The following is a 22951-nucleotide window of genomic DNA, read 5'->3' as shown; positions in this document are numbered from 1 at the left end:
GCAAACAAAATGATACTGGTGATGGCTGGAACGAGCGACGCCCGGGAGCTCGCGCTGCAAATACAGCAGGCGGGTTACCCGCTGCTGACTACTGTCGTGACCGACAGCGCCGCCCGGTTCATGGAAGAAGCCGGGCTGCCCGTTATGAAGGGCAGGCTGACGGCCGAGGCGCTGAGCGCTTTAATCCGCGAGAAGGGAATCCGCGCTTTGGTGGATGCGACGCATCCTTTTGCCGAGGAAGCTTCGAAGAATGCCATTGCGGCGGCCCAGGCCTCAGAGGTGCCTTATATCCGGTATGAACGGGACCGGATCAGCATTGAGAACCATCCGCTCATCACGTTCGCGGACGATTACGAGCAGGCCGCAGAGCTGGCGGCGGCCAAGGGCGGCGTCGTCATGCTGACGACCGGCAGCAAAACGCTCCATATTTTTGCCAAGCGGCTGCTGGGGCTTCCCGGCACGACCTTGGTCGCCCGGATGCTTCCGCGCCTGGATAATATGGAGAAATGCGCGGAGCTAGGCGTAGAGCAGAAAAATATTATCGCGATGCAGGGGCCTTTCAGCAAGGAACTAAATAAGGCGTTGTACGCACACTATCAGGTGACGCTGATGATCACCAAGGAAAGCGGCAAAGTCGGAGCCGTGGACGAAAAGCTTGAATCCGCACTGGAAATGGGCATTGAGACGATTGTTATCGGGCGTCCGGCGGTAGATTACGGCACGTCCTTTGGCCATTTTGACGATGTGCTCACTAAACTAAACGAGTTGCTGCAGGAGGCGTAGATCGATATGGATTTCGGTACGGAGTTTAAACCGTTGACGGTACAGCCGCAAGAAATTGAGGAAGAAAGCTTCCGCATGATTACGGAGGAGCTGGGCGAGCACCCTTTCACAGCAGAGCAGTATCCGGTGGTACAGCGGGTCATTCACGCTTCCGCGGATTTTGACTTGGGGCGCAGCCTCGTGTTCCATCCCGACGCGATCCGCTCAGGGATCGAGGCCATCCGCGCAGGCAAAAAAATCGTAGCCGACGTACAGATGGTACAGGTCGGCATCAGCAAGCCGCGTCTCGCCAAATTCGGCAGCGACGTGCACGTGTACATCTCCGATCCGGACGTGATGGCGGAAGCGAAGCGCCTGAATACGACGCGCGCGATCATCTCGATCCGCAAAGCGATCCGCGAAGCCGACGGAGGCATCTACGCGATCGGCAATGCGCCGACCGCTCTGCTGGAGCTGATCCGCCTGGTGAAGGCGGGAGAAGCGAAGCCGGGCCTGGTGATCGGCGTGCCGGTAGGCTTCGTATCCGCAGCCGAGTCGAAAGAGGAACTGGCGAAGCTGGACATTCCTTTCATTACGAATATCGGCCGTAAGGGCGGCAGCCCGGTAGCGGTGGCGTCGGTCAACGCGATTTCACTGATGGCGGAACGGTTAGGGTAACAGGCGTTATGGCAGCGAACAACGGCAGCGATACGAAAGAGACGAAGCCGCTGCGGCACGGCTATACGACCGGCTCCTGCGCCACAGCAGCCGCGAAAGCAGCCTTGACCGCTTTGATATTGCAGGAGAAGCAGACCGAGTCGACGATTCGTCTGCCGATTGGGCAGGACGTGACGTTCGAGATTGTCCGTTGTGAATTTACGGCGGAGCGGGCGGAGGCGGAAATTATTAAAGACGGCGGAGACGATCCGGACGCGACGCATGGCGCGAGGATTATTTCCGCGGTCACGTGGAGAGAGGAGTCCGGGTTCGAGCTCGACGGCGGCATTGGCGTCGGTCGGGTCACGAAGCCGGGCTTGCCTGTTCCTGTAGGGGAAGCGGCTATCAATCCGGTTCCCCGGAAAATGCTGCGCGAGGCGGTCGCGTCCGTGCTGAACCAGTTTGAGCTGGAGCACCGGGGAGTGAAGGTGGTCGTCAGCGTGCCGGACGGCGAAGAGATAGCCAAGAAGACGCTGAACGGACGGCTTGGCATTCTCGGCGGGATTTCCATTCTCGGGACGCGGGGCATTGTCGTGCCGTTCTCGACGGCAGCCTATAAAGCGAGCGTAGCCCAGGCGATTCGTGTCGCGGTCAAATGCGGCTGCAAGCATATCGTCCTATCCACCGGCGGACGGACGGAGAAATACGGGATCGACATGTACCCGGATTTGCCGGAGGAAGCTTTTGTCGAGATGGGCGACTTCATCGGCTTTGCGCTGCAGCAGTGTAAGAACCAGGGGATCGCTAAGGTAACGCTGGTCGGGATGATGGGCAAATTCTCTAAGGTTGCCCAAGGGGTGATGATGGTGCATTCGAAAAGCGCCCCCGTCGATTTCAACTTCCTGGCCCAGGTGGCGCGGGAAGCGGGAGCGACGGAGGAGCAGACGGAGGCCGTGCTGGGGGCCAATACGGCGGCGCTTGTCGGCGATTGGATGCTGGAATGGGGCTACGGCGGCTTTTTCGAGCTGCTATGCGGTTACTGCTGCGAGCAGGGATTGAAGGAAGTCAAAGGCGGGATCGATATAGAGACGGTCATTATCTCGATGAAAGGCAGCCTGCTCGGCCATGCGGCGCGCTGGGACAGGTAACGCTAGGTGTGTGGGTTTGCGGGGAGGAGAAAAGAGCGTTGAATCATACAACGGGCTTACAACAACAGCATAACAAACCAAAGGTCATCGGCATCGGGGACAACGGCGCAGCCGGTCTGCTGCCCATGTATCTCGAATGGATCGCGCAGAGCGATATCCTGGCCGGGGGAGAACGGCAGCTGGCTTTTTTCCCGGAATACCGGGGGGAGAAGCGTGTCATTAAAGGCGGCTTGGCCGAGCTGGTGAGCGGATTGCGGACCGAGCGGGAGCAGGGGCGGAGCATCGTTATCCTCGCCTCAGGCGACCCGTTGTTCTACGGCATCGGCGGTTATTTGGCGTCCAAGCTGGACGTGGATATATATCCGAGCATGAGCTCGGTGCAGCTGGCCTTTGCGCGTATGGGCGAAAGCTGGCAGGATGCCTATGTCACAAGCGTACACGGACGCAGCCTGAAGGGCTTGGCCCAGCGGATCGACGGCAAGCGCAAGGTGGCGCTGTTGACCGACGAACGCAACCATCCGGGAGCGATCGCGCGGTATTTGCTTTCCTTCGGCATGACCGAGTACCGGGCGTTTGTCGCCGAAAATCTGGACGGTGCGGAAGAGCGCACCGGCTGGTATGAGCTGGAACGGCTGAGCGAGCTGGACGAGGGGGCTTTTTCCCCGTTAAATGTCGTCGTCCTGACAGCTCCCGCCGGGACGCGCAGGGCATGGGCGCTCGGCATCGAAGACGAAGCCTTCGCGCAGCGCAAGCCGGACAAAGGGCTGATTACGAAGAAGGAGATCCGGGTGCTCAGCCTGGGGCAGCTGGGGCTTCAGGAGGACAGCATCGTGTGGGATATCGGCACATGCACCGGCTCCGTTGCCATTGAAGCGGCGCGTATCGCAAGGTACGGCGAAGTGTACGCGATCGAGAAGAACGAGGGCGACCTGCACAATTGTATTGAGAATATGCACCGGTTCCGCACCGATCTGACAGCTGTTCAGGGGCGGGCGCCGCAAGGGCTGGAGCAGTTCCCTGACCCCGATGCGGTCTTTATCGGCGGCAGCGGCGGGGAAATGAAGGAGCTGCTGCACGTATGCTGCACGCGGCTGCGTCCCGGTGGGCGGATCGTGCTCAATGCGGCGACGATTGAGAACCTGTACGAAGCGAACAAGGCGTTCGCGGAGGAAGGTATGGAGACGAGCATTACGCTGACGCAAATTTCGCGGAGCAAGCCGATTCTGGACTTGACGAGATTCGAGGGGCTGAACCCGATTTATATTATTACCGCTAAGCATAAGACGGCGGCTGCGGAGCCTGGACAAGGCACGAAGAACGAGTAACCCCGGATAGGAGAGGTGGAACCAAGGTGAGTGAGCAGGGAACAGGCAAGTTAGGCACGCTGTATGGATTGGGCGTCGGGCCGGGCGATCCGGAGCTGATTACGGTGAAGGCGTTTCGCCTTCTGAAGGAATCGCCGGTTATTGCCTATCCGCGCAAGAAGATGGGGGCTAAGAGCTACGCGCTCGCGATCACCGAGCTGTACGTGAATACGGAGGAGAAGGTGATGCTGGGCCTGACCTTCCCGATGACCCGAGACCGCGAAGCGCTGGAGCTGCAGTGGAACAAGACGGTGCAGTCGGTATGGGAGCACTTGGAGCAGGGCAAAGACGTAGCCTTCGTCACCGAGGGTGATCCGATGATTTACAGCACGTATATTCATTTGATGCGGCTGATGAAGGAGCACCACCCGGAGGTGCATCAGGTTTCGATTCCAGGCATTTCTTCGGTAAATGCGTCGGCATCCCGCTTAGGGATCCCGCTTGCGGACGGCGACGAGCAGATTGCGATTGTGCCTGCGACGGATGATTACGACACGATGCGGCAGGCGATCGAATCGCACGACTGCGTCGTTTTTATCAAGGTGGCGAAGGTGATCGACCTGATGCTGCATGTTTTAGGCGATTTGGGGCTGGTGGACAAAGCGTCGGTGCTGACGAAGGTAACCTCGGCCGAAGAAATGATTTGGCGGGATATCCGCGAGCTGCAGGGGCGTGAGCTTGAATACTTAACATTGATGGTGGTGAGAAAATAATGGATAAAATTTACATAATCGGTGCAGGGCCCGGCGACCCCGACCTGATTACCGTCAAAGGTCTCCGTCTGCTGCAGGAAGCGGATGTCGTGATGTATACCGACTCGCTCGTGAACGACGAGCTGATCGCCAAGGCGAAGCCGGAAGCGGAAATTATGAAAAGCGCCGGCATGGCGCTCGAAGAAATGGTCGCGCTCATGGTTGAGCGGGTGAAGCAGGGGAAGCTGGTGGTGCGGGTACATACCGGCGATCCGGCGATGTTCGGGGCGACGATGGAGCAGATCGCTCTGCTGAAAAAAGAAGGCATCGGCGTCGAGATCATTCCCGGCGTCAGCTCCGTGTTCGCCTCCGCTGCGGCGGTCGGGGCCGAATTAACGATCCCCGAGCTGACGCAGACGGTCATTCTGACGCGGGCCGAAGGCCGGACGCCGGTCCCCGAGCTGGAGAAGCTGAAGGATTTGGCGGCGCATCACTGTACGATCGCTTTGTTCCTGAGCGCTACCTTAACGAAGAAGGTGGTGCAAGAGCTGACGGACGCCGGCTGGAGCGAAGACACACCGGTTGCCGTAGTACAGCGCGCCACTTGGCCGGATCAGCTGATCGTGCGCACGACGATCGCCAATCTGGAGCAGGATATGCGGGCTAACGGCATCCGTTCCCACGCGATGATTCTGGCCGGATGGGCGCTGGACCCGCGCATTCACGAGAACGAGGAATACCGCTCGAAGCTGTACGATAAGGAGTTCACCCACCGTTTCCGCAGAGGGGTGAAGTCGTAGCATGAGCGAGAGCCCAAGAATTGCACTGCAGGAAGGCGAAGTGCCTGGGGTAAACATCACAGGCGACTACGCGATCGTCGCCATCACCAAGCATGGCGTGGAGCTGGCACGCCGGCTGCAAAGCTCCTTTTCCCACTCGGATTTGTATTATATGTCGAAGTTTGAGCGGGGCGATGAGGAAGCCAGGGGCATTCAGCTGTTTGACGGCAGCGTGCGCCTGCTGTTCCCGGCGTTGTTTCCCGCCTACAAAGGACTTATTATTATTATTTCGCTCGGCGCGGTCATTCGCATGATCGCTCCTTTACTGGAGGATAAGAAAAAAGACCCCGGCATCGTCGTCATCGACGATAAGGGCGAGCATGTCATCAGCGTCTTGTCCGGACATCTGGGCGGCGCGAACGAGCTGACACGGGAGGTGGCTGCCGCGCTTGGCGCGAAGCCGGTTATCACGACGGCATCGGACGTGCAGAAGACGATCGCCGTCGATCTGTTCGGCCGCCGCTTCGGCTGGACGTGGGAATCGGCGGAGAAGCTGACGCCGGTCAGCGCGTCCGTCGTGAACGAGGAGCGGATCGCTGTCGTGCAAGAGTCGGGGGAGCCCGGCTGGTGGCTGCACGAGACGCCGCTGCCGCCGAACATTGTCACGTATACGTCTGCCGCGGATGCTTTGGCGGCAGAGCCGGCGCCGCAGGCGGCGCTGGTCGTGACGCACCGCAACCTGGGAGCGGACGAGGAAGCGCGTCTGCTGGCGAACGGTGTGTTGTACCGGCCGAAGGTGCTGGCGCTCGGCATCGGCTGCAACCGCGGGACGTCCGCGGAGGAGATCGAGGCCGTCATTGCCGAGACGCTCGATGAGCTGCAGTTCTCGATGCGCAGCGTCAAGGCGGTCTGCACTATTGATTTGAAAAAGGACGAGGCCGGGCTGCTGGCCGTCGTCGAGAAGCACGGCTGGGCGTTCGTTACCTACACGCCCGAGCAGCTGAACACGGTGGGCGTCGAAGCGCCGTCGGACACCGTGTTCAAATTCACCGGCGCTTACGGCGTCAGCGAGCCGGCCGCCAAGCTGTACAGCGGCGCTGCCGAGCTCGCGCTGGTGAAGAAAAAATCCGGCAACGTCACGATTTCCGTTGCCGTTATCCCGCACGCCGCCGCCTCCGAAGCGGGCGGCGCGGGGGAAGCGGCGGCCGGGGCCGCGGAGGTTAACGCCCATGGACGTTAACGCCAGCGCAGCCGGGGCCCGGGCCATCGTCGTCGCCGGCACCGGCAGCGGCGTCGGCAAGACCACGCTCACCATCGGCCTGATGGCCGCCTTGAGGCGGCTCGGGCACGAGGTGCAGGGCTTCAAGTGCGGGCCGGATTATATCGATCCGGCTTATCATACCGCGGTCACCGGACGCGTGTCCCGCAACCTGGACAGCTACATGCTGTCCCATGCGACCGTCCGCGACATTTATGCCCGCGCCAGCCGCGGGGCGGACATCTCCGTCATCGAAGGCGTCATGGGCTTCTACGACGGTAAAAACCCGCTCACCAACGAGGGCAGCACCGCCGAAATCAGCATGCTGCTGGGAGCTCCGGTGCTGCTGGTGGTGAACTGCCAGAGCATGGCGCGCAGCGCCGCAGCGATTGTCAAGGGGTTCCAGTGCCTGGAGCCCCGGGTGAACATCGTCGGCGTGATCGCGAACCGGGTAGGCAGCGACGGCCACTACAAGCTGGTGCGCCAAGCTATCGAGCAGGAATGCGGCATTCCTGTTCTCGGCTACCTGAAGCGCGAGGACGACCTTGCGGTGCCGGAGCGGCACTTGGGGCTCGTGCCTTCCGTGGAGCGGGGCGAGCTGCAGCCGTTTTTCGACCGGCTGGCGGAACGGATTGCCGCGACGGTCGATCTGGAGCGGATCTGGACGCTGGCAGCCTGCAGGGCGGAAGCGTCAGGCGGCGCGGCTGACGGAGCGGCCGCAGCGGCGGATCATGCCGCCAGCGGTGCTGCGGTATCCTCTGCGTTGGCCGATGGAGATACCGGGCGCCAGGCGCTTCAATCCGCTTCAGCAGCTGCAGCAAGCTCTGCTGCATCCGCTGAACCCGCAGGAGCCGCCGCTGTAACAGCGGCACAAGGGCACGAACTCGGCGGTGCTGCGGTACCGCCGAAAGGTTCGATTTTCGACCGGCGTCCCGTTGCGCCGCAGGATCGGGTGAAGATTGCCGTCGCGAAGGATGCGGCGTTCAATTTCTACTACCAGGAAAACTTCGAGCTTTTGGAAGCCTACGGAGCCGACTGCGTGTTCTTTTCCCCGCTGGCGGGCGAGAGACTGCCGGAAGGCGTAGACGGCTTGTACATCGGCGGTGGGTTCCCGGAGGAATTCGCCGCGACGCTTGCCGCGGATACGGCTGTCAAGCAGTCGATTCGCGAAGCCATCGAGCAGGGGCTGCCGACTTTGGCGGAATGCGGCGGCTTTATGTATTTGACCGAGGCGATTGAGGATACGGACGGGCAGTCCTATCCGATGCTCGGTCTCATTCCGGGCGTCGTCCGCATGCAGAAGAAGCTGGCTGCGCTCGGCTACCGCGAGGTGACCGGGGCTGAGGGCAGCTTCCTGCTGGGCGCAGGCGACCAGGCCAAAGGCCATGAATTTCATTATTCGACCTTCCACCCGGACGAGGGAGCGGCTATCGTTCCGGCTTACATCACCAAAGGTATGAGAGGAACGAAGCCGGAAGGATATCTCGGTCCTGACGGAACGCTCGTCGCCGGCTATACCCATCTTCACTTCGCTTCGGCACCGGCCCTGGCGGAGCGTTGGGTCCGGTTTTGCTCGGAATGGCGGCGGAAGCGCGGAGAGACGTCGTTACAATTGAAAGGAGTCTGAACGATGACTACTACATCTTTTTCCATATTGGATGCTTTAAAGCGCCGCAGGGCGGTTCGCAGCGTCAAGCCTGTCGAGGTGGAGACGCATAAAATCGAGGCGCTGCTGGCCGCAGCGACCTTGGCCCCCAATGACCGGCTCCGCGAGCCGTGGCATTTTTATGTGATCCGCGGCGAAGCGAAGCAGCGTTACGAGACGCTGGCACGGGAATATTTGGAGGAGCGGTTTCCGACCAAGCCCAACCTCGTGCAGGAATCGCTGAAGGTGCTGACGGCGACGCCGCTTGTCATCGTAGTCACCTCGGATCTGATTGCCGGGGATGCGGCTTCGTCAAAGGACAACGAGTACGCGACAGCTTGCGCCATCCACTCCATGTGGCTGGCCGCGGAGGAGCTGGGACTCGGCTTCGTATGGAGGACGCGAGGCATCGGTCTCGTTCATGACGAGCGGATGCACCGTTTTATCGGCTCGCCGGAGGGCAAGCAGGTGGTAGGGACGCTGTTCATCGGTTATCCCGATGATGCGGCTCCTGCGCAAGCTGCGGCGAGAACGAATTACGCCGAGAAAACAACTTGGCTGTAAGAGCAAAAAGCCCGTGCTCCTGTTTGCTTCCTTGATGCGGTTGGAAGGGAATGCCTGGTGCAGATCCGCTTATTGCATGCTGTGAAGGAGCACGTTCCTTCAGCTTTAAGCCAACATAGCTTTATCATAATTGGATGCCGGTTTGTTTCACCGGCATCCTTCTTGCTTTTTGCCGCTTCGATTTCGGTGTGCTCCCTCCTGCGGCGCCCGCCTGTGCGCGCGTTTCATCGACCGGCAGCCAGACGGAAGCGGCGGGCTCTGCTCACCACCCCATCGGCCTGACGGATCAGGCCGCCGGTCCAGATGTCTTTACCGCATCGCACCTCGCCGGCAGGCCATTTTCCATCGGCGTCCCCATTTTCTTGCGATAGGCTTTTGCTTCTTCGCCTGTTTTATCGGATAATAATGGAAGCATTATATCCTGAATTGGAGGGTCGTCATCGTCATGTCTAACCATTCTTCGTCAGTAAATGCCATAACCTTTCTTGACGAGCCTGCGCTGGAGCTGCTTTCGGGCGGTTACCGCGCCGTGATTGTACCCGGCGTCGGCAGCCATGTGGCCGAACTGAGCCGTCCCGGCGAGAGCTTGAGCTTCCTGCGCACGGCTCCAAGCGAAGAGGTATTGCGGGCTTCTGCCCAACGCTACGGCATCCCGCCTTTATTTCCGCCGAACCGGATCATTGACGGGAAGTTTACAACTCCGTACCGTACCTACACGCTGCCTTTGAACAGCTCGGACGGCAAAGATTTTATGCACGGCATTCTGCACAAAAGACCTTGGCGCGTCGAGTCCTCCGGTGTTTTGGAGAACGGGGCGGCACAGGCTGTGCTGGTGATGGATATGGGCAGGGAAGGCGAAATGTACTCTTATTTCCCCCATGAATTCACCTACGAGCTTACCTACACGCTGTCCGGGGACGGGCTGCAGCAGCAGGTTCGGATCACGAACCGCAGCCAGGAGCCGATGCCGCTTGGCGTAGGCTTCCATACGGCGCTTCGCGTGCCGTTTCATGCCGAAGGCAGGGAAGAGGATTACCGCTTGACCGTAGCTGTAGGCGAAGCATGGGGGCTTACTCCGGCCTTCGTAGCGGACGGTACGCTGCATCCGCTGAGCGCGGAGGATGAAGCGCTGCGCCATGAGGGCATCCGGCCGACGGGAGCGCGGTATGCGAAACATTTTACCGGCAGGCCGATGGAGTATCGGGGCCGTGAATTTTACGGCACCGTTCTGGAGGATACGCGTCAAGGCATTCGTCTGGTGTATGAGGTAGACCCTCAGTACGGCCATTGGACGATTTGGAACGATGACGGACAGAGCGGGTTTATTTGTCCGGAGCCGCAGACTTGGGCGAACAATGCGCCGAATGTCGATTTGCCGGGGGAGAAGACCGGCTTCAGGCTGCTTGGTTCGGGTGAAGTCTGGACGGCGGACGCACGCTTATATGTCGAAACCAATTAAATGAATCGCAGGGGAGAGCGGGCTGCTATGACATTGAAGGTCGGTTTTGTCGGTACAGGGGGATTCACCAAATTTCATTGCAATTTGCTGGCCAAGATGGAAGGAGTCCAGGTTCGCGCTTTTTGTGCGACGAGCCTGGATAAGGCCGAGCGCGCCGCAGCCGAATGGAATGGGGCGAAGGGATATGACAGCGCTGCCACAATGCTGGATGCGGAGGCTTTGGATGCCGTATATATCTGCGTGCCGCCTATGGCGCATGGGGAAATCGAGGAGGCGCTGATCGCGCGCAATATTCCTTTTCTCGTGGAAAAGCCCATTGGGCTCGATATGGAACAGCCGGTGAAGCTGCTGAAGGAGATCCAGGCCAAACGGTTGATCACCTCAGTCGGCTACCATTTCCGCTACATGGACTCGACGCAAAGGGCGCTGGAGCTGCTGAAGCAGCGGAAAATCGGCATGGGTCTGGGCTATTGGATGGGAGGCATGCCGCTTGTTTCCTGGTGGCGCAAGCAGGACGGCTCCGGCGGGCAGTTTATCGAGCAGACCTCTCATATCGTCGACCTGCTGAGGTACACGATGGGCGAAGTAGAGGAGGTTTACGCAGCCTATGCCAACCGGGTAATGCATGAAGACCATGAAGGCGTCGGCATTCCGGACGTAGGAACGGTTACATTCAAGCTGGCGAGCGGGGCGGTGGCCACGATCTCTAACACGTGCATTCTCCCGCCGCATAGTCAAGGCAAGATCGGATTACATATTTATACCGACGGGGGAACCTTGGAGCTGACGAATGAATGCTTAAGGGACTTGGCGCCGTCGACTGTCATGGAGTATAAAAATACGGCGAACCCGTATGTTCGCGAGCACGAGGCTTTTCTGACGGCGGTTACGGACCGGCGATACGTCCGGGATTAAATCTTCCTACGAGGACGCAGTAAAAACGCAGGCAGTCGCCGTTGCGGCGCTCCGTTCGGCTTCGGCGGGCGTGCCTGTCCATCTTCCTGTTAGTTCTTAATTATTCAAGAAAAAGTTTAAATAACCAGCTGCCGGATAGGAACCGGCGGCTGGTTATTTTATTTTGTCGAAGGCCAATACATGCTATCTTGCCGGTTAAGGAGCGAAGCGCATCGCCGGTTTATTTTCAGAAAAGAGCTGAACCGCTTGTTCAAGTATAGCTTGGTCTCGTGAAATCATAAATTTAGTTGAATAATCATCACAATGCAAAGCTGAATAACGCATTATTTCCAATGCTTGGTCCAGTGTCATCCATTTAACCTGCATGCCAAGCTTCATTTCGCTTTCGCTAAACATAGTATTCCCGGGGCTATTATGTGCTTTGGCGGTGTAACAGTAGGAGTATTGCAGAAAATTATTCCTTTTTTTGTGCTCCTCAATATATCCCAGCTCATAAATAATTTCCGCACCATAGCCGGTCTCTTCCTTGATTTCACGTAAAAAGGCGTCACAGGCCCGTTCTCCCTTTTCTACCCCTCCGCCAGGCAGCTTGTAGAGATCCAATTTAGACATGTACATCATGGCAGTGTTAAATGTTTCATCAATTACGACGCCTCTCGAGCCATAACGAGATACCTTATTTAAAAATTCAGGGGCGCCGCCCAGGAAATCGCTGTCTGTTATTTTTTTGATCAAGTCCATTTTAGTTACCCTCCTGTTTTAAAGCTTGTAGGACGAACTCCGCTTCGGATTGTACTAGTATATTCCAATTCCTGCTAAAATTCATGCAAAGATGCGCGCTAGTTATTGAAAATGGAACTTCTCTTATTTGCTTTAAGATTTGTGTCATCGGCGGCAGCGAGGGGTAAACAAACCTATCTTTCGCTTCATAGCTTGAAAGGAGAGAATAAACGATGGCACAGCTAACCGAAGATCAGCTTCAAGAATTGTCCGATAAGCTGCACGAAGAACAGCGAGAGCTGAACAGCCACTTTGAAAGCAGGGCTCCTGGAGCGGAACTCGCGGAATCGGAAACCGGCTCAACCGGCGAGCTTTCCTCCTACGATAATCATCCCGGCGATTTGGGAACCGAGACCTTTGAGCGCGAGCGGGATCTCGCGATTGATGACCTGATGAGCCAGCAGCTTGCGGAGGTGGAAGCGGCTTTGGGCCGGCTGGCGGACGGAAGCTACGGCCTATGCGAAGTGTGCGGCGAGTCCATACCGTTCGAGCGGCTTCAGGCGCTCCCGGCAGCTAAGTGCTGCGTCGAGCACGCTTCGGAAGCGATAGATGCTCCCTTGACGGAGGAGCAAGCTGTGACGTCATACGGTGCAGGAGAAGGCGGGCAGAGCGGCTCCCGCACGTTCGACGACGAGGCGGATGCCTGGAAGTCGCTCGAGCAGTACGGCAATGCAAGCGGTACGGTCAAACCGGACGGGCGCGTTTAAGAGGGACAAGCCTGATGGAGCTGAGCTGCTGTAGAGCTGAGAAATTAAATAAAATTATCCATCTGGACAGCAGATAGCTGGTTCTGCGGAGCAGCTGCAAATATATAACCAGGTTCAGTGCTTTGGGTCGTGCCCATGTTTAAAAGACGGCCGATCCGAAGCGGCATCCATGAAGGGCGGCAGGCAAAATGCCGCCTTTTTGCCTTGGGTACGGGCCGCCTGGCCGCACCGATCAAGACCGTTCCGCATACAGCGGCCGGACGGACCTTTTTCGGCTTCAAATACATAATTAGCGAAGAAGACTCTTGCTGAAGCTTACCCGGTCAGGCAAGAATCTTTATTTATAACCAATGTTTCTTTTGTAAAATCCCGGAATGGGCAACATTATTAAAGATACGAGCGTTTATATAGTGAACGCTTCAGACTATCGAGTAACCCGGACGAAGTGAAAATGAACACAAGCGCAGATGTGGTTTTCTCCGGAAGAGTCTACGTCCTCCTTTGAAATCCGTGAACATACCGTTAATTCTATCTAGTTCATGGATTTCCACAGCGGCTGGAGGAGGATACCTCACCGAAGTACCGCATAAATTAGGGGTTCCTCAACAAGCTCAAGCATTTATATAGTAAACGCTTTAAGTTTTACAAGAGAAAGGTTGGTTATAACTTATGACTTCAGCTTCTAACGGAATGGGCGGTTTATTCCGCAACCGTTTCGTTCAATCCATCCTGCTGTCGGGATTGTTTCTGCAGATCGGCATTTGGGTGCGAAATTTTGCCGTGCTCTTATTTGTGATGGATCAAACGGGCGGAGATCCGTTTGCGGTATCGATGATTTCCGTCGCGGAATTTGCGCCGATTTTTATTTTTTCATTTATCGGCGGCACGTTTGCCGACCGGTGGCGGCCGAAGCGGACCATGGTCTGGTGCGACGTGCTGAGCGCGGTTTCGGTCTTTGCCGTTATGTTTGCGCTTATGTTCGCAACCTGGAAGGCGGTGTTCTTCGCCACGCTGGTATCGGCGATTTTGTCGCAATTCTCCCAGCCGTCGGGCATGCGTCTGTTCAAAATTCATGTGCCGGGCGAGCTGATGCAGGCAGGCATGTCGATCTACCAGACGATGTTTGCGCTGTTTATGGTGCTGGGACCGATTCTGGGCACCTTCGTTTACCAGCATTACGGAATTCAGGTTGCAATCGGCATCATGGGCGTCGCCTTTTTGCTGTCGGCGTGCGTACTGATGTTTCTGCCGCCGGACCGGGCTGCGGAGGAAGAGAAGAAGCCGACCACGCTGCGCGAGGAGATGGCAGCCGGCTTTCGCTATGTATGGTCCAGCAAATCGCTCACTACGCTGGGCGGTTGTTTTCTGGCGGCGGGCTTTGCGCTTGGCTTAATACAGCCGCTCGGGGTCTTTCTGGTGACCGAACGGCTCGGACTCCCGAAAGAAAACATCCAATGGCTGATGACGGCTAACGGCGTTGCCATGATTGTAGGGGGCGGGCTGACGATGGGAATCTCCAAGAAGTTCGCTCCGCAGTCGCTGCTGGCTGTCGGTATGGTCGTCAGCGCCTTGAGCATGATCATTACGGGCTTGTCTACGTCGCTGTGGCTGACGCTGGCCGCCCAGTTCCTCGGTGGACTTGTGCTTCCGGCCATCCAGATCGGGATCAACACCATGATTCTTCAGACGACGGAGGAATCCTACGTCGGCCGTGTGAACGGCATCTTAAATCCGCTGTTTATGGGAGCGATGGTTATAACGATGAGTATCGCCGGCTGGCTGAAAAGCCTGTTCCATATTGTGGCGATGTACGAAGCGGCCGCCGTCCTGTTTATCGTTGGGGTGCTGGTCATGCTTCCCCTCTTCAAGAAGGAAGTCTCCTCGCAGCAGGCATGACCCCGCTTACCCGCTCATAGGGCTTCTGAGCAGAGGTTTGTCTGCCCCGGCCCATAATTTCCCACAATGTTGTGATATTGCTCCCGAATTGTTTTGTTAGCTTATAGATGCAGGGGATAAGCCCCTTAGCTATCAAACAATCGAAGGAGTGCGATACGTATGAAGAATACTTGGAAAAAAACGACGATGGCGGCACTGATGTTAACTCTGGCCCTGGGCTCCGGAGGCTCGGCCTTCGCTCAAACGCCGGACGGGCAGACGGGCGGCACGGAACCGAGTACCGCGTCCGCGGTTACGGCACCGGCCTTGACAGCAACAAAGCTGAATGTTGTCCGGATTGCCCCTGCTATGGGCTTACTGAGCAGTCCTGCACATGAGCAGCAGTATTTGAAGATGCTGGTGAAAACCTACGCGCCGGAAAGCGAAGCGGAATGGACAGAGGCGATGAACGAGCGCAAGCAGGTGCAGCAGAGCCTTCCTCAAACGTTAACGCTGAAGAAGGCATCGGCCGTTGGAGGCGAGGATCAGCCGTCCGATAAAAGCGAGTCGGTCTTGTTTATCAACAAAGTGACGGCAGCAGATGCCGTACCTGCGCTGAAAGCGGAGACGATTAGCGCCGGCGAAGCTGTGCAAATCGAAGAAGGCAAGCCGATGAAGCGGATTATTTTACCTAAAACCAGCGCCGCGGCGGATGATATAATAAAGAAAGATATGGAGACGTTCCAGGCGCAGCTGAAGCTGCAAAACGATTTGGCGAATGCGCTGGAAGCGGACGACGCGGATCAAGTGAAGACGCTGCTGCCGCAGCTGCTTGAGCAGTACAAAGGGCAGACGGAGGAAATGAAAAAAATTTCCGAGCTTTCCAGCACAAAAGCAGAGGAAACAGGCGAATAAAGGAAAGCAGCATTATCGCCGAGGGGGCGGACGTGACGAAATGTCGCGTCCTTTTTTCCGTAGAATGGAGCTTTGCCCTTCTATGCTTCCTGTCAGGTGATTTTGGTTATTCTCTGAGGAAAAGAGGAGAAACATGTATTCGATTTATTTGGTGGAAGATGAAATGAACCTCAATCAGGTGCTGAGCACTTACTTGGCGCAGGAGGGCTGGCACCTCACCTCGTTTACGGACGGGGCGCAGGCGCGCGAAGCGGTGAAGTCGCCGCCTCACCTGTGGATTCTCGATATTATGCTGCCGGGTGTCGACGGTTATCAGCTGATCCGGGAGATCAAATCGGAGAACGCGGATCTGCCCGTTATTTTCATCTCGGCGAGAGATGCCGATATTGACCGGATCGTAGGGCTGGAGCTCGGCAGCGACGATTATTTGGCGAAGCCCTTTCTGCCGAGGGAGCTCGTGATCCGGACGCGCAAGCTGCTGGAGCGGGTTTACGGGCGCGGCAGCGAAGACGCCAAAGGACCGGGCAGGGCGGCGATCCACGTATCGCCCTATACGATTGAAGAGCAGGGCAGAAGGGTGAGAGACGGCCAGGATCAGCCGGTTGATCTGACGAGCAAGGAATTCGATCTGCTGGCTTATTTTGCGGCGCATTCGGGGCAGCTGCTGGAGCGCGAGCAGGTGCTGCGCCGGGTATGGGGCGACGATTACTTCGGGACGGACCGGGTGGTGGACGATCTCGTAAGAAGGCTGCGTAAAAAAATGCCGGAGCTGAGACTGGAAACGGTCTATGGCTATGGCTACAGGCTGGTGAACTGACATGATCAAGCATTGGCCGATTGCGCTGAAGGTGTGGGGAGTGTTTGCCGTGATTACGCTATGTATCTTTATGATGCTGGCGGTGCTGCTCCCCTGGACGCTAAAAGGATTTTTTACCGAGCAAATTTACGATATTATTCTGGATTCGCAAAATTCGGTGACCGCCCTGGAGACGATTCAGGCTTCGCGAGTGACCGCTCCCGCGCAAGGCATCTTCACCGCACCGGCCATGCCGGCCGTCCCGTTCGGCAAAGTGATCCGGATTGGCGACGGGAGTATCCCGGTGCAGGAGCCGGTGCAGGGGAGCGAAGACGCCGTCAGCGTGCTGAAGCCCCAGATTATGCTGAAGGTATCGAAAGCCGGAGTACTGCCCAGCGATGGCCCCGGAGTCAACCATATCATGCTTTTCGATAAGACTGCCGGCAGCGTTGCGGTTACATCCGAGCTGGCCCAAACGCTTCCGTCGCCTTTCGCTCAAGCTATTGAGGATGAGGCGGGCAAGCAGCAGGCGGCCATTCAAAAATATTCGCTGGATATCGGTAACAAGACGATGTTTTATGTCATCCGCAAAGACTTGTCCGAGGGGAAATCCGGTTATGTGGTGTCTTACGCCTGGGGGAATTACCGCAACGATCTTGTATTGACGATGTTTTGGCGGCTGATGCTGCTGATGGTGCTGCTCGTCGTACTCAGCTGGCTTCCCTGCCTGTGGTTCGCGCGGTATTTATCGCGGCCTCTCGTTCAGATGGAACGCCAGGCGGGACGTATAGCGGAGCGGGATTGGCATGAGCCCTTCAAGCTGGACCGCAAGGATGAGATGGGGCGGCTCGGGCTCGCCTTCGAAGGGATGCGCAAGAGGCTGGTCCGTCAGGATAAAGCGCAGCAATATTTTCTGCAAAATATTTCGCATGAGCTGAAAACGCCGGTGATGGTGATCCGCAGCTATGCCCAATCCATTCTGGACGGTGTCTTTCCGAAGAAGACGCTGCAGGCGAGCCTTGAAACGATTCTGCAGGAGTCGGAGCGGCTGGAGAAGCGAATCCGCGACCTGCTGTACTTGAACAAGCTGAGCTACTTGTCTACGCGGAACAAGCCCTTTGAGGCGTTCAAGCTGACGGAAGTGCTGAAGGATTGTGTGGAGCGGCTCCGTTATCAGCGCCCTGAGCTGGATTGGCGGGTGGAGCTGCCGGAGCATTGGGAGATTACGGGGGAGCCGAAGCAGTGGGGCGTAGCCATCGAAAACATTCTCGACAATCAGATGCGCTATGCCCGCGGCCGGATTGCCATCACTGCCGTGAGCAGGGGGGAGTCCGGGCAAAAGGCTCTTCGGATATGGAATGACGGACCGTCCGTGGAAGACTCGCTGCAGCGGCGCTTGTTCGAGCAGTTTCAGACGGGAGAGAAGGGCCAGTTCGGCCTCGGCCTTGCGATCGTGCAGCAGATTATGGCTTACCATCAAGCGGGTATTGAGGTCTGCAACGAAGAGGGCGGCGTCGCCTTTTATTTGTTGCCGTCCGCCGCGGAAGCCGTCCCGGCTTCCTCTCAGGACATGGGAGCGGCGGCTTCGGAGAAGCAGAACAAGCCGGCTTAGCCCGGCGAATGGGGAAGAAGGCCCCCTTCGTTTAGCGGAAACGACGGTTTGGTCAACGGACAGCTGCCTTCCCACTCCAGATCCGGCTTGTAGTAGGCGAGCTTGCGCAGAAAGTAACACGTTTCCGGCAGATGGTGCTCCAGAAACCGCAGCGTCGTACGAGTGATAACCTGGGCATGCCGGTAGCGGGCAATGACCGTTTGGACGAACCGGTAAAATCCTTCAACTGTGACGAATACTTCCGTGGCGAACTGCTGCTGCGCCGGAAAGCCGGGCTGAATAAAACGGAGATAGCGCTGGATCGCCTGATTTTTGATCATGTGAGCTTCAAAGGCGCGGGCGTATTCCGCGGATTTTTCCGACAAACCCGCTTCCACCGGATCGAGCACGTTGCGAAGCAGCACCGCGTGCCCCAGCTGGTCCTCCAGCCATAAGGAGAGCAGGCCGACCAATGGCAGCTCGGGAGCCGCTTGTCCCCGGATATAGTAGCCGAGCAGACGCAAATATTCCTGATTTTCGTTCAAGGTACCGTTGAAATAAGTAGGCGTTAAATTAACGTTGATTTGATTGAGCAAGCGACGGCTCTGCACCGTCCCTTCGAGCTGAAAATAACCGAGTGCCGTAGGATAAACCGCGGCGCTAAAACGCTTCATGGCCTCCGAGATGACAGGCGTGTCGGGAGGCAGCTGCTCCAGATCCTGTCTGGCTTGACGAAAAGCGCGGATATATTCGCCGGCCTGCCGGATCCATGGCGTCTCCGACGGCGAGAGGTTATCGAACAGGAAATGGGCATGATCGCCCAAAATTTCAATCCAGAATAAATGCTCCTCATAAACAGATATGGACTGATCGAGCGGCATCGGCATGCTTCATCCTCCTTTTGGGGACTTTTGCAACCAATGTATGTCGATACCGCCCAAATCATGCCATACCTTTGGAGCAGGGTTCCTTAGGAACCGGGTGCAGCCGTCGCATGCTTCGAGCGCCTCAGCTTAATGTAATCGACGATAACGTACACTACGGGCAGACATTCAATAAACCAGGCGAACGAGGCCCAGGACTGGTTGAAGAAGGAGGCGAGCTCCACGGGATTGTGCGCAATTGCTAAGGAGTACGCTGCCACCAGAGCGGTCAACGGTAAAGAAATCAGCTTGGGGCTGGAGACGGCGAAGGCTTGAGAGAAAGTCAGGATGCCCGTATAGAAAATAATGGACAGCTTGATAAACAGCGATAAGATCCAGACGGACACGATGAACGGATCCAGATTTTGCAGAAAGTCGCCGATACTGATGAACCGCGCCAGCTCCAGGGCGGGATAGGACAGAACGCCGGATAGCTCCGGCCCGAAAAAGCCAAGCATCAGAACATATTCGCTGATAAGAATATAGGTTCCGGACCCGACAGCCACCCACAGCCATTTAATCGACTGCAGAGGCTTTTCCAATTCCGGCAGAAAGAAGGCAATCATCGCTATTTCCCCATACCAGGGGATGATCCGGTAAGTGCTGTCCCATACCGTCCTGGCGTCGTGAAGCGTCAGAAAAGCTTTGAGCATATGGGGATCGATTGTATCCAGAAAAAACAAAGGTTTTACGAGAAACATCAGCCCGACAAATAGGGAGAAGCTTTGGGCAAAACGGAAGATGCCCGTACACCCCGTCTGCACCAGAGTGAACAGGGCGAACGTGAACAGCAGACTGATGGCCCAATTCGGGGTATCCCGCAAATATGTCTGGGAGAAAAAGTCCACAAACTCCCGGATAATATAAGACGTGAGATGAAGGTTAAACAGCGAAAACAACAGCATGATCGCCAGATGCGGATATTTTCCGATAATCCGGTTCCCATAAATGCCTAAATACTCCTGCGGTCTTTTGCGGGCGAAGCCGACTAGGAAAGCGGTGAGGCTTGTTCCGAACAAGGCGCCGAGCACGATAGCCAGCCAGCCGTCATACTGGGCGCTGCGCCCTAAATCGCCTATTAAAAAAGCAATCGTCGTAGCGAAGCAAAAGACGAAAAAAACGAACCAGAGCTGAAAGCTCGTAGCCTTCCCCAACGTTCTCACCCTCCTTATTGTTTGAATAAAATCCAATCTTGTACAGGCTTGAACAAGGCGAGAATAACGGGATTCGGATTGACCCAGGATGCGCTGTAGTAAACGGAAATACAGTAGATCAGAGAGAAGCCGTAGAGAACAAGGATGATCCGCCTGCTCTTGCCTGTCGTTTTGAACCGCTTGTATAGATGAAGCTGGTATAAAAACATGCACGCGAAGGCGAGCGCAATCGTTATTACCATGCCTTCTACTCCTTTTCAACGATGGACTGCTTGAGCGCTCCGAATCGCTGCAGCTTCATTTCGACCTCCACCTGGAACTCGGTATGCTCGGCGTAATAACTCCTCCAATGCTCCTGCATTCGATTCCACAGCTTCGGATACATCCATTCGATTTGATCGCTTACATGAAACAGATCGGCCTGCTGGCTGACCGTTTGCTTCAGCACGTCCTGGATATCTTTTTTGATCTGGTTCGCAGCCGCTTGCTCCAGCCCGCGGATGACCTGCACATCCGATAAGTCCGATGAGGTTTCGATAGAGAGCAAGTCTCCCGCTGTCGCAACGTGCAGGTGCACAAGGATACGATCGTTGGCGGATTCCACAAACATGCGGCTCTTCGAACGTGCGATTCGGATGCTGATCGGCTTGCTGTTCTGCGGCGCATTGAAAGTAAGGCTCATATTTTTCACCTTGTTGGTCACCCATTGGATGCCGCGTGTCTGTGCAGGGCTGAATTCCGCTGTCTGCTTGCTGTCCTTCATCAGGACGCTTCCCTTGGTGCCGAGCCACCTTCCCGTCTCCTGTTTATCGCCCGATTTTTGGGGAGGGGCCAAGAACAGCTGGGGTAGAAAGGCATCTCCATGATTGTAGCAGGCATACATCAGGTCTTTGATCGTCGTGCCCGGCAGCAGGTCCATATGGGAGTACTCGCGGATAATTTCCGAAGGAAAGCGCTCGAAGATCGGAGTCAATGAGCCTACGGCCAGCGCCTTTCCCTCAATTTGGTACATTAACGTGTTCATCCGGATATCGGTCACGCGGAGCATAAAATCCAGCAGCGGCTGGATCCCGCTGCGGGCATACGATTCGCCGATGATGATCACCTTGAGGGCACCCCATGTGACTTTGCGGGAAAGATCCTTTTGAATGCTATGAAAAGCTTCCGCCAAGTCCCGGCCCGTCCGGTTTACCATGGAAAACGGCTTTTCTCTGCTTACAGTCTGTCCTTGTCCCGAAGTCATCCGGTTCGGCAGAAAAAATCCGAGCGACAGCTCCGTAAGCCCCTCCTTCGTCCGGTTCACCGTCATGAGCGTCACGAAAGCGCGGTCGTTTAACTCCTCTTTGGACCAGCAGCCTGCCAAAGGCATGAAAGCGATAAGACAGCACAGGAAGCGCAGGATTGGTTTCGCGAGACGTAACCGCATCGATTAGAGACCACCTTCGGCATTGGATTCCTTGCTTATCCGCATTGCGCCCCTTGCTAAGTCCGATTGCCGGGTCTAAGCTTGGGCCAAGGAATTCGGGCCAGCACATCTCCGAGCAGCTTGGGCTTTAACGGCACGAGCGGAGACAAATAAGGCTTGCCGAACGAATCCAGAGACAGCATATGAATGTAGACGATCAGCATTCCGACCAGCACCCCAAGCAAGCCGAAGACTGCGGCCATAAACAACAGCGTAAACCGCAGGAACCGGACGGCCAGGCTTAAGGCAAAGTGTGGAATGATGAAGGAGGAGATGCCGGTCAAAGCTACGATAATGACCATTGGCGCCGACACGATACCCGCTTGCACGGCCGCTTCCCCGACAACAAGGGCTCCGACGATCGATATCGTCTGTCCCAGCGCGGATGGAATCCGCTGCCCCGCCTCCCTGAGCACCTCGAAAGTGACCTCCATCATGAGCGCCTCCAGCACAGCCGGAAACGGCACGATATCCCGGCTGGACGCAATCGTAATGAGCAGATTGATCGGGATCATTTCAGGATGAAACGTTGTAATTGCCACATAGGCTGAAGGAAGAACCAACGTGACGAAATAGAACAAATAGCGTACCCAGCGAATCCAGCTGGAAAAGAAGGAGCGCTGGTAATAATCCTCCGCCGACTGCATGAATGAGAAGAAATTAACCGGCGCAATAATTTGGTTGGGCGTCCCCTCGGTCAAGATAAGCACGCGGCCTTCCAGCAGGGAAGAGACGGCGACATCGGGCCGTTCCGTATTGATCATCTGCGGGAACGGCGAATATAAATGGTCGTCGAGACACTCCTCTATGAAGCTGCTGCCGAGCACCTGCTGCGGCTTCAGCTGAGAGATGCGTCCGCGGATATTGTCGGCAAGGGAATCTTCGCAAATTCCTTCCATATACAGCATCAAGACGCCGGTCTGTGTCAGCTCGCCCAAAGTAAAAGCTTCGACCTTGAGCAGGGGGGATTTGATCCGCTGCCGGATCAACGATAGGTTCGTCTCCAAATCCTCGACGAACGATTCCTTCGGCCCGCGGATATTCCGCTCGTTTTTGGCCGTATCCACCGGACGCTTGGCCGGCTGTCCGAACGGGAACATCACGATATGCTCGCTGTAGTCGGACAGCAGGATGACCTCTCCAAGAAGCAGGTGCAGCACGGCTTTATCCGGGTTCGTTGTCATCTGGTACGGCGTCGTAAAAAAAGAATGATCTCTGTAAAGGCTGTGGACGGCCTGTTCGCCCGCCCCCTCCAGGGACAGCCCGCATAAGGGCTTGAACACGTGGGTTTGAAGCATTTCCATATGGACCGCCCCGTGAAAATAGACGATCTGCCACCGGACACCGCCGGTTTCGAGCAGCTGTACGACCAAATCGGAACGGTCCGTTAAGCTTGGAAGTAATGTATTCTATAGGTTCCATTGGGCACCAGTTTTATCCATGTTTTAAAGTATAATATGGCCTGTTACGCCGTTCTCTATGCAGACCCTTCCCATTTAAAC

At 56.6% G+C, this 22951-nt stretch carries 21 protein-coding genes and 1 pseudogene; 16 read left to right on the top strand and 6 right to left on the bottom strand.

Going from position 1 to position 22951, the window contains the following annotated elements:
* Positions 1-9 precede the first annotated feature (9 nt).
* The 11 genes from cobK to ACHHV8_RS27710 all read left to right on the top strand — a co-directional run bounded on the left by cobK (position 10) and on the right by ACHHV8_RS27710 (position 11243).
* Entirely contained in the window at positions 10-783 is a 774-nt protein-coding gene (cobK, locus tag ACHHV8_RS27760) for a precorrin-6A reductase (RefSeq protein ID WP_395162578.1), read from the top strand.
* Positions 784-789: 6 nt separating this feature from the next.
* Entirely contained in the window at positions 790-1440 is a 651-nt protein-coding gene (locus ACHHV8_RS27755) for a precorrin-8X methylmutase (RefSeq protein WP_395162577.1), read from the top strand.
* Between the two features lie 8 nt (positions 1441-1448).
* Positions 1449-2567 carry a cobalt-precorrin-5B (C(1))-methyltransferase gene (locus ACHHV8_RS27750; RefSeq protein ID WP_395162576.1) on the top strand — a complete coding sequence of 373 codons (1119 nt, stop codon included), beginning with the start codon at positions 1449-1451 and terminating at the stop codon, positions 2565-2567.
* Positions 2568-2605: 38 nt separating this feature from the next.
* Positions 2606-3892: a precorrin-6y C5,15-methyltransferase (decarboxylating) subunit CbiE gene (gene cbiE / locus ACHHV8_RS27745; RefSeq protein WP_395162575.1), complete on the top strand. Its 1287-nt coding sequence runs from the start codon at positions 2606-2608 to the stop codon at positions 3890-3892.
* 26 nt (positions 3893-3918) lie between these two features.
* Positions 3919-4644 (top strand): precorrin-2 C(20)-methyltransferase, encoded by a 726-nt coding sequence (cobI, locus tag ACHHV8_RS27740; RefSeq protein WP_395162574.1) that lies wholly within the window; start codon positions 3919-3921, stop codon positions 4642-4644.
* Positions 4644-5423, top strand: a complete 780-nt coding sequence (gene cobM / locus ACHHV8_RS27735) for a precorrin-4 C(11)-methyltransferase (protein ID WP_395162573.1) — start codon at positions 4644-4646, stop codon at positions 5421-5423. The genes cobI and cobM overlap by 1 nt, the downstream gene beginning before the upstream one ends.
* Before the next feature lies 1 nt (position 5424).
* Positions 5425-6642 carry a cobalt-precorrin 5A hydrolase gene (locus tag ACHHV8_RS27730; protein ID WP_395162572.1) on the top strand — a complete coding sequence of 406 codons (1218 nt, stop codon included), beginning with the start codon at positions 5425-5427 and terminating at the stop codon, positions 6640-6642.
* Positions 6632-8287, top strand: a complete 1656-nt coding sequence (locus ACHHV8_RS27725) for a cobyrinic acid a,c-diamide synthase CobB (protein ID WP_395162571.1) — start codon at positions 6632-6634, stop codon at positions 8285-8287. The genes ACHHV8_RS27730 and ACHHV8_RS27725 overlap by 11 nt, the downstream gene beginning before the upstream one ends.
* A gap of 3 nt (positions 8288-8290) precedes the next feature.
* A complete protein-coding gene (locus tag ACHHV8_RS27720; protein WP_395162570.1) occupies positions 8291-8869 on the top strand; it encodes a nitroreductase family protein in 579 nt (192 codons plus the stop codon).
* Between the two features lie 445 nt (positions 8870-9314).
* Positions 9315-10328 (top strand): aldose 1-epimerase, encoded by a 1014-nt coding sequence (locus ACHHV8_RS27715; protein WP_395162569.1) that lies wholly within the window; start codon positions 9315-9317, stop codon positions 10326-10328.
* A gap of 27 nt (positions 10329-10355) precedes the next feature.
* Positions 10356-11243, top strand: a complete 888-nt coding sequence (locus ACHHV8_RS27710) for a Gfo/Idh/MocA family protein (RefSeq protein ID WP_395162568.1) — start codon at positions 10356-10358, stop codon at positions 11241-11243.
* A gap of 195 nt (positions 11244-11438) precedes the next feature.
* On the opposite strand, the gene ACHHV8_RS27705 is transcribed toward ACHHV8_RS27710, so the two are convergent.
* Entirely contained in the window at positions 11439-11984 is a 546-nt protein-coding gene (locus ACHHV8_RS27705) for an NUDIX hydrolase (protein WP_395162567.1), read from the bottom strand.
* Positions 11985-12196: 212 nt separating this feature from the next.
* On the opposite strand from ACHHV8_RS27705, the gene ACHHV8_RS27700 reads away from it, so the two are divergent.
* From ACHHV8_RS27700 to ACHHV8_RS27680, 5 genes are all read left to right on the top strand, one after another.
* Positions 12197-12730 (top strand): TraR/DksA C4-type zinc finger protein, encoded by a 534-nt coding sequence (locus ACHHV8_RS27700; protein ID WP_395162566.1) that lies wholly within the window; start codon positions 12197-12199, stop codon positions 12728-12730.
* Between the two features lie 669 nt (positions 12731-13399).
* Positions 13400-14626 (top strand): MFS transporter, encoded by a 1227-nt coding sequence (locus ACHHV8_RS27695; RefSeq protein WP_395162565.1) that lies wholly within the window; start codon positions 13400-13402, stop codon positions 14624-14626.
* A 159-nt stretch (positions 14627-14785) separates the two neighbouring features.
* A complete protein-coding gene (locus ACHHV8_RS27690; RefSeq protein WP_395162564.1) occupies positions 14786-15520 on the top strand; it encodes a hypothetical protein in 735 nt (244 codons plus the stop codon).
* A gap of 133 nt (positions 15521-15653) precedes the next feature.
* Entirely contained in the window at positions 15654-16337 is a 684-nt protein-coding gene (locus ACHHV8_RS27685) for a response regulator transcription factor (RefSeq protein ID WP_395162563.1), read from the top strand.
* A 1-nt stretch (position 16338) separates the two neighbouring features.
* Positions 16339-17928: a HAMP domain-containing sensor histidine kinase gene (locus ACHHV8_RS27680; RefSeq protein WP_395162562.1), complete on the top strand. Its 1590-nt coding sequence runs from the start codon at positions 16339-16341 to the stop codon at positions 17926-17928.
* On the opposite strand, the gene ACHHV8_RS27675 is transcribed toward ACHHV8_RS27680, so the two are convergent.
* The 5 genes and pseudogenes from ACHHV8_RS27675 to ACHHV8_RS27655 all read right to left on the bottom strand — a co-directional run.
* Positions 17925-18794: a DUF2935 domain-containing protein gene (locus ACHHV8_RS27675; protein WP_395162561.1), complete on the bottom strand. Its 870-nt coding sequence runs from the start codon at positions 18792-18794 to the stop codon at positions 17925-17927. The two genes, ACHHV8_RS27680 and ACHHV8_RS27675, sit on opposite strands and share 4 nt — an antisense overlap.
* Before the next feature lie 83 nt (positions 18795-18877).
* On the bottom strand, positions 18878-19984 hold the full coding sequence (locus tag ACHHV8_RS27670) for a GerAB/ArcD/ProY family transporter (RefSeq protein WP_395162560.1): 1107 nt from the start codon (positions 19982-19984) through the stop codon (positions 18878-18880).
* Positions 19985-19998: 14 nt separating this feature from the next.
* On the bottom strand, positions 19999-20226 hold the full coding sequence (locus tag ACHHV8_RS27665; protein ID WP_395162559.1) for a hypothetical protein: 228 nt from the start codon (positions 20224-20226) through the stop codon (positions 19999-20001).
* A gap of 5 nt (positions 20227-20231) precedes the next feature.
* A complete protein-coding gene (locus ACHHV8_RS27660; protein WP_395162558.1) occupies positions 20232-21410 on the bottom strand; it encodes a Ger(x)C family spore germination protein in 1179 nt (392 codons plus the stop codon).
* 56 nt (positions 21411-21466) lie between these two features.
* Positions 21467-22831 (bottom strand): annotated as a pseudogene (locus tag ACHHV8_RS27655) (spore germination protein); the annotation flags it as partial.
* Positions 22832-22951 lie beyond the last annotated feature (120 nt).

The organism is Paenibacillus sp. TAB_01 (assembly GCF_043945595.1).
Taxonomy (GTDB): Bacteria; Bacillota; Bacilli; order Paenibacillales; family NBRC-103111; genus Paenibacillus_S.
Note: the sequence above shows the minus strand (reverse complement) of the source record. Positions and strands in the feature narration are given on the sequence as shown.

Bases quoted from the DNA above. Each gene is read 5' to 3' on its own strand.
- cobK (WP_395162578.1), top strand. From the start codon at position 10: ATGATACTGGTGATGGCTGGAACGAGCGACGCCCGGGAGCTCGCGCTG.
- ACHHV8_RS27755 (WP_395162577.1), top strand. From the start codon at position 790: ATGGATTTCGGTACGGAGTTTAAACCGTTGACGGTACAGCCGCAAGAA.
- ACHHV8_RS27750 (WP_395162576.1), top strand. From the start codon at position 1,449: ATGGCAGCGAACAACGGCAGCGATACGAAAGAGACGAAGCCGCTGCGG.
- cobM (WP_395162573.1), top strand. From the start codon at position 4,644: ATGGATAAAATTTACATAATCGGTGCAGGGCCCGGCGACCCCGACCTG.
- ACHHV8_RS27730 (WP_395162572.1), top strand. From the start codon at position 5,425: ATGAGCGAGAGCCCAAGAATTGCACTGCAGGAAGGCGAAGTGCCTGGG.
- ACHHV8_RS27725 (WP_395162571.1), top strand. From the start codon at position 6,632: ATGGACGTTAACGCCAGCGCAGCCGGGGCCCGGGCCATCGTCGTCGCC.
- ACHHV8_RS27720 (WP_395162570.1), top strand. From the start codon at position 8,291: ATGACTACTACATCTTTTTCCATATTGGATGCTTTAAAGCGCCGCAGG.
- ACHHV8_RS27715 (WP_395162569.1), top strand. From the start codon at position 9,315: ATGTCTAACCATTCTTCGTCAGTAAATGCCATAACCTTTCTTGACGAG.
- ACHHV8_RS27710 (WP_395162568.1), top strand. From the start codon at position 10,356: ATGACATTGAAGGTCGGTTTTGTCGGTACAGGGGGATTCACCAAATTT.
- ACHHV8_RS27705 (WP_395162567.1), bottom strand. From the start codon at position 11,984: ATGGACTTGATCAAAAAAATAACAGACAGCGATTTCCTGGGCGGCGCC.
- ACHHV8_RS27700 (WP_395162566.1), top strand. From the start codon at position 12,197: ATGGCACAGCTAACCGAAGATCAGCTTCAAGAATTGTCCGATAAGCTG.
- ACHHV8_RS27695 (WP_395162565.1), top strand. From the start codon at position 13,400: ATGACTTCAGCTTCTAACGGAATGGGCGGTTTATTCCGCAACCGTTTC.
- ACHHV8_RS27690 (WP_395162564.1), top strand. From the start codon at position 14,786: ATGAAGAATACTTGGAAAAAAACGACGATGGCGGCACTGATGTTAACT.
- ACHHV8_RS27685 (WP_395162563.1), top strand. From the start codon at position 15,654: ATGTATTCGATTTATTTGGTGGAAGATGAAATGAACCTCAATCAGGTG.
- ACHHV8_RS27680 (WP_395162562.1), top strand. From the start codon at position 16,339: ATGATCAAGCATTGGCCGATTGCGCTGAAGGTGTGGGGAGTGTTTGCC.
- ACHHV8_RS27675 (WP_395162561.1), bottom strand. From the start codon at position 18,794: ATGCCGATGCCGCTCGATCAGTCCATATCTGTTTATGAGGAGCATTTA.
- ACHHV8_RS27665 (WP_395162559.1), bottom strand. From the start codon at position 20,226: ATGGTAATAACGATTGCGCTCGCCTTCGCGTGCATGTTTTTATACCAG.
- ACHHV8_RS27660 (WP_395162558.1), bottom strand. From the start codon at position 21,410: ATGCGGTTACGTCTCGCGAAACCAATCCTGCGCTTCCTGTGCTGTCTT.